At 48.1% G+C, this 5,331-nt stretch carries 2 protein-coding genes; one reads left to right on the top strand and one right to left on the bottom strand.

Features of this window, described 5'->3' with window-relative positions; genetic code table 11:
• Positions 1-215: 215 nt before the first annotated feature.
• On the bottom strand, positions 216-1,571 hold the full coding sequence (nhaD, locus tag BN93_RS12315; protein WP_044260691.1) for a sodium:proton antiporter NhaD: 1,356 nt from the start codon (positions 1,569-1,571) through the stop codon (positions 216-218).
• A gap of 545 nt (positions 1,572-2,116) precedes the next feature.
• On the opposite strand from nhaD, the gene dnaK reads away from it, so the two are divergent.
• Entirely contained in the window at positions 2,117-4,033 is a 1,917-nt protein-coding gene (gene dnaK / locus BN93_RS12310; protein WP_019188629.1) for a molecular chaperone DnaK, read from the top strand.
• The last annotated feature ends 1,298 nt before the right edge of the window (positions 4,034-5,331 follow it).

The following is a 5,331-nucleotide window of genomic DNA, read 5'->3' as shown; positions in this document are numbered from 1 at the left end:
AGGCAACATTCGTGGTTCATCGCCTCCATGATAAGGCGTGCGATGTCTGAGGCTTGACTTATTTGCGCTTGTTCTATTGTTATCATCTGCGAGAGAAATTGTTATGTATCAAAGAAAAGTCCGACTAGTCGGATTAATATTCGGACTAGTCGGACCCCCTATCAGACCAATCAAACCAACCCGATTGGCCCGTTTATCACTTGGCTTTGCACCTATCAATCGAAGAACAACATGCGTTCTACCCAATAAGTTAGGATGCCGGCAAGGTATCCAACGAAGGCCACCCATGTAATACGTTTCATGTACCAGCCAAAGGTAATCTTCTCTAACCCCATCACCACAACGCCAGCCGCACTGCCAATGATGAGCATCGAGCCACCAACGCCAGCACAATAGGCCAACAACTGCCAGAAAATGCCGTCTACGGCCATGTCGCCGGTTGGTGCAATGGGGTACATACCCATACATCCTGCCACAAGCGGAACGTTATCTACAATGCTAGAAAGCACACCGATGATGCCCGTTACCAAGTAGTGGTTGCCACCGCTTACGCTGTCCAGTCCACGACCCATAGCCGTAAGCACGCCAATCTCTGCCAAGCAACCCACCGCCATTAAGATACCCAGGAAGAAAAGGATGGTGCCCATGTCTATCTTGCGCAGCAAGGCAATGACGCGAGCCGACATCGAGTCTTCGCCCAAATGCATTCTGCGGTGGAAAATCTCAGTGGCAGTCCACAAAACACCCAACACGAGCAATATACCCATGTAGGGAGGCAGGTCGGTAAGATAGCGGAAGATGGGCACGAACATTAGTCCGCCAACACCAAGGAAGAAAATAATGCGACGTTGCGTGCGCGTAAAGGCCAGCGCGCTGTCTTCTGCCGATGCGGCCATAGCAGGCAGTTTGCCTTTCAACATATACTGCATGATGAAAGCGGGAACCAGCATCGACACCAACGAAGGCACCAAAATCTCGGTTATTACGCCAACCGTGGTGATAGAACCAGCAATCCAAAGCATGATGGTGGTTACGTCGCCGATGGGCGAGAAAGCACCTCCCGAATTGGCAGCGATAATCACCAACGCGGCATACACCATGCGGTCTTGCTTATCGGCCACTAGCTTGCGCAACACCATAATCATCACGATGCTCGTTGTAAGGTTGTCGAGGATGGCCGACAGGAAGAAAGTCATAAAGGCAATGCGCCACAACAGTCCGCGCTTGCTGTGTGTCTGTATGGAATCGCGCACGAAGTTGAACCCGCCATTGGTGTCAACAACCTCCACGATGGTCATCGCCCCCATGAGGAAGAACAGCGTTTCGGCCGTTTCGCCCAAATGTTCTCTCAGGCTTTCGCCCACGTGTGCCAATATTCCGGCAGCATTACCTGTCAATTCGGGCATGCCGGGCAACACGAATTCGGATGGGTTAACCATGAAAAGCGTCCAGCAAGCCACACACATCAAGAGCGCCACGGGCGCCTTGTTCACCTTCGTCAAGCTTTCGAGGGCAATGCAAAGATAGCCCATAATGAAGACAACGACGATTGCCAATGTCAATGAAGTCATTTCCCTACTATTGTTTTAGATATAACGTACAGGCCCACCGCGCAAACTCCGTTCGATTGAAGGTGAGATTGTCGGGTTGGCCTTTAACGCTGCAAAGATAACAAATATATTGCAATTATTCAGTTTGTAAGTTCGCGAGTTTTCGAGTTTGTGTGTTTTCTGGCCGATAAGGAGAGAAGTTTGGAAGTTTAAGTGGGACAACAAACGATTAACTCACAACCTCCACGAACTTTAAACTCATCAACTAACAAGCCCGTCAACCCACAAGTCTAAACCAACTCAGACACTTATAAACCCAAAAGCTTATCAACTCACGAACTCAGAAACTCACGAACTCAGAAACTCACAACCTCCCCCTCCTATGCCAATTTGTCAGCGACATGACGGCCATCTGCTCTTGGCACAAGCTTTGCACATGAGGTTAGCGAGCGGCGGCCTACACAACCAGCGACACGCACTCATTATATATATGGTGCATGCCAAACTGCAAGGCCACAGCCGCTAGCATTTAAATAACGAACAAAAATATAAAATAAAATATTCTTATGGGAAAAATTATTGGAATAGACTTAGGAACAACTAACAGCTGCGTTGCCGTTTTCGAAGGCAACGAGCCAGTAGTAATCGCCAATAGCGAAGGCAAACGCACCACGCCTTCTGTGGTGGGTTTCGTTAAAGACGGCGAACGAAAGGTGGGCGACCCCGCCAAACGTCAGGCCATCACCAACCCCAAGAACACCGTTTACTCGATTAAACGATTTATGGGAGAGACCTACGAGCAAAGCCGCAAAGAGGCTGAGGCCATGCCTTACACCGTTGTAAACGAAAACGGATTGCCTCGTGTGGACATCGAAGGTCGCAAATACACACCGCAAGAAATATCGGCGATGATACTTCAAAAGATGAAGAAGACCGCCGAAGACTACCTCGGACAGGAAGTAACCGATGCCGTTATTACGGTTCCTGCATACTTCTCCGACTCACAACGTCAAGCAACCAAAGAAGCTGGACAAATCGCAGGCCTTAACGTACAACGTATCGTTAACGAGCCAACAGCTGCCGCCCTGGCATACGGTGTTGACAAGGGCAACAAGGACATGAAGATTGCCGTGTTCGACCTTGGTGGCGGTACTTTCGATATATCCATCCTCGAATTTGGTGGTGGCGTATTCGAAGTGCTTTCTACCAATGGCGACACCCACTTGGGCGGCGACGACTTCGACCAAGTGATAATCAAATGGCTGGCCGATGGCTTTAAGGCCGACGAGGGAATCGACCTAACGAAGGATCCCATGGCCATGCAACGCCTGAAAGAGGCTGCCGAAAAAGCTAAGATTGAGCTGTCGAGCACCACTTCAACCGAAATCAACCTGCCTTATATATCGGCAGAGGGTGGCGTGCCCAAGCACTTGGTGAAGACCTTGACGCGTGCTCAGTTCGAGCAATTGGCACACAACTTGATACAGGCTTGTCTCGTACCATGCCAAAACGCCATAAAGGATGCCAAGCTGTCAACCTCGGATATCGACGAAGTTATCCTCGTAGGAGGTTCGAGCCGCATCCCCGCCGTGCAGACATTGGTGAAGAACTACTTCGGCAAAGAGCCTTCGAAGGGCGTTAACCCCGACGAAGTGGTAGCCGTGGGTGCCGCCATTCAGGGTGCCATCCTCAACAAGGAGAGCGGTGTGGGCGACATCGTATTGCTCGACGTTACGCCTCTTACGCTGGGTATCGAGACAATGGGTGGCGTAATGACCAAGCTTATCGACGCCAACACCACCATCCCGCACAAGAAGAGCGAAACGTTCTCTACAGCAGTAGACAACCAAACGGCTGTTACCATCCACGTTTTGCAGGGCGAACGGCCTATGGCATCGCAGAACAAGAGCATCGGACAGTTCAACCTCGAAGGTATCGCACCCGCTCGTCGCGGTGTTCCACAGATTGAAGTAACGTTCGATATCGATGCCAACGGCATCCTTAACGTGTCTGCCAAGGATAAGGCCACGGGCAAGGAACAGAAAATACGCATCGAGGCTAGCAGCGGATTGAGCAAGGAAGAGATTGAGCGCATGAAGGCTGAGGCTGAACAAAACGCAGCTGCCGACAAGGCCGAACGTGAGAAGGTAGACAAGCTTAACCAGGCCGACTCGATGATTTTCACCACCGAGAACTTCTTGAAAGACAACGGTGACAAAATCCCTGCCGACCAAAAGCCAGGCATCGAAAGCGCACTGCAACAGCTTAAAGACGCCCACAAGGCTGCCGATGTTGCCGCAATAGACGCTGCCATCAACAACCTTAACAGCGTGATGCAAGCTGCTAGCGCACAGATGTACCAAGGCGCAGGTGGTGCTCAACCCGATCCCAACGCCGGTTTCCAAGGCGCAGGCGGAGAACAAGCACAAGGCGACAACACTGGCGACAATGTGCAAGACGCAGACTTTGAGGAAGTGAAGTAAAAAAGTCACAACAAATAACGTAAAGAGGAAGTACCTATTTCGGCACTTCCTCTTTTTCTTTGCACAAAACATTTCTTTCTTAACCTCTTACTCAAAAACATTTACTATAAAGCCGTCTTGACTTTTAATATCTCTATAAATTGAGAGGAGTGCAGGACAGGCCAGCTCACTGGCTTATAAACTCACAAAAGCCCAACAAATCCCGAAGTCATCAACTCACAAAGTCACAAACTCCCCAACTCACAAACTCCCCAACTCAAAAGCTCCACAACACAAAAGCTCCCCAACACAAAAGCTCCCCAACACAAAAGCTCATCAACACAAAAGCTCATCAACTCAAAAATCCTCCAACTCAAAAGCTCCCCAACACAAAAGCTCATCAACTCAAAAGCTCCCCAACCCAAAAACTTAAATCGTTATCTTTTATTTTACAATACCGCTCTAATTTTCGCTCCGTTCTAGCGAAAATATAGGCCATAAGGTAGGTAAATTGCTACTATTTCTAGTCTTTCGCACCTTTCAATATGTTCAATTTTAAGAAAAAGGCCTGCGTTTTGTACCATTTTGCCTTTCTAGATTGGTTGCCAACTCATTATTCTTTACCCCCAATTACCCACTTTTAGCCCCTAAAAACCCACTTTTTAACGACTATTTTACCCTTTTCGGCCATGTGTTTCATGGTTCTAAGAGGTTTTGTTTATACCATTGTAGTGCATATTTATGCTTTTCGTCTTACGTTTAGCTGCATTTTGCACTGCATTTAGCACCATTTTACCTTGCATTTTGCACCAAAACGCACTGCATTTTGCACCAAAACGCACTGCGTTTAGCGGCATATTGCACTGCGTTTTGCAGCAAATTGCAGTACATTTAGCCGCAAATAGCCCCAAATGTGGTACAAATGGCGGTTTCTTGAAATAAATATTCATTTTATCGTATTCACAGACTACCCCCTTTTTGCATCAAAACAAACCTTCGCGAGAATCGATTTTTTGCGGCAAGGTGCGCGATTGGTGGATAAAAAGGGCACTCATAATGTTAAATTTCTTGCTGAAAAGTTGACAAGCAATGGCAAGTTGACGAGTTGACAAGTTAATAAGAAGGCAAGTGGACAAGTGAACGAATTAATTGTTCTTTTCTCGTTCCTCGAAAAGTGCGTTTTCTCGCCACGACAATGTCTGAGCAAGCTCGACGTTGTTCATTTGGCTTAACGAAAACGTTCACCTTTCAAATTTTGACACAAACATGTCCATGTTGACATAGGAACATAAGAAACATGAAGGAGTGCTCTTTACGGC

This window comes from Prevotella conceptionensis 9403948 (genome assembly GCF_000312305.1).
GTDB lineage: Bacteria > Bacteroidota > Bacteroidia > Bacteroidales > Bacteroidaceae > Prevotella > Prevotella conceptionensis.
Note: the sequence above shows the minus strand (reverse complement) of the source record. Positions and strands in the feature narration are given on the sequence as shown.

Coding starts and splice junctions, on each gene's coding strand:
- nhaD (WP_044260691.1), bottom strand. CDS start 1,571: ATGACTTCATTGACATTGGCAATCGTCGTTGTCTTCATTATGGGCTAT.
- dnaK (WP_019188629.1), top strand. CDS start 2,117: ATGGGAAAAATTATTGGAATAGACTTAGGAACAACTAACAGCTGCGTT.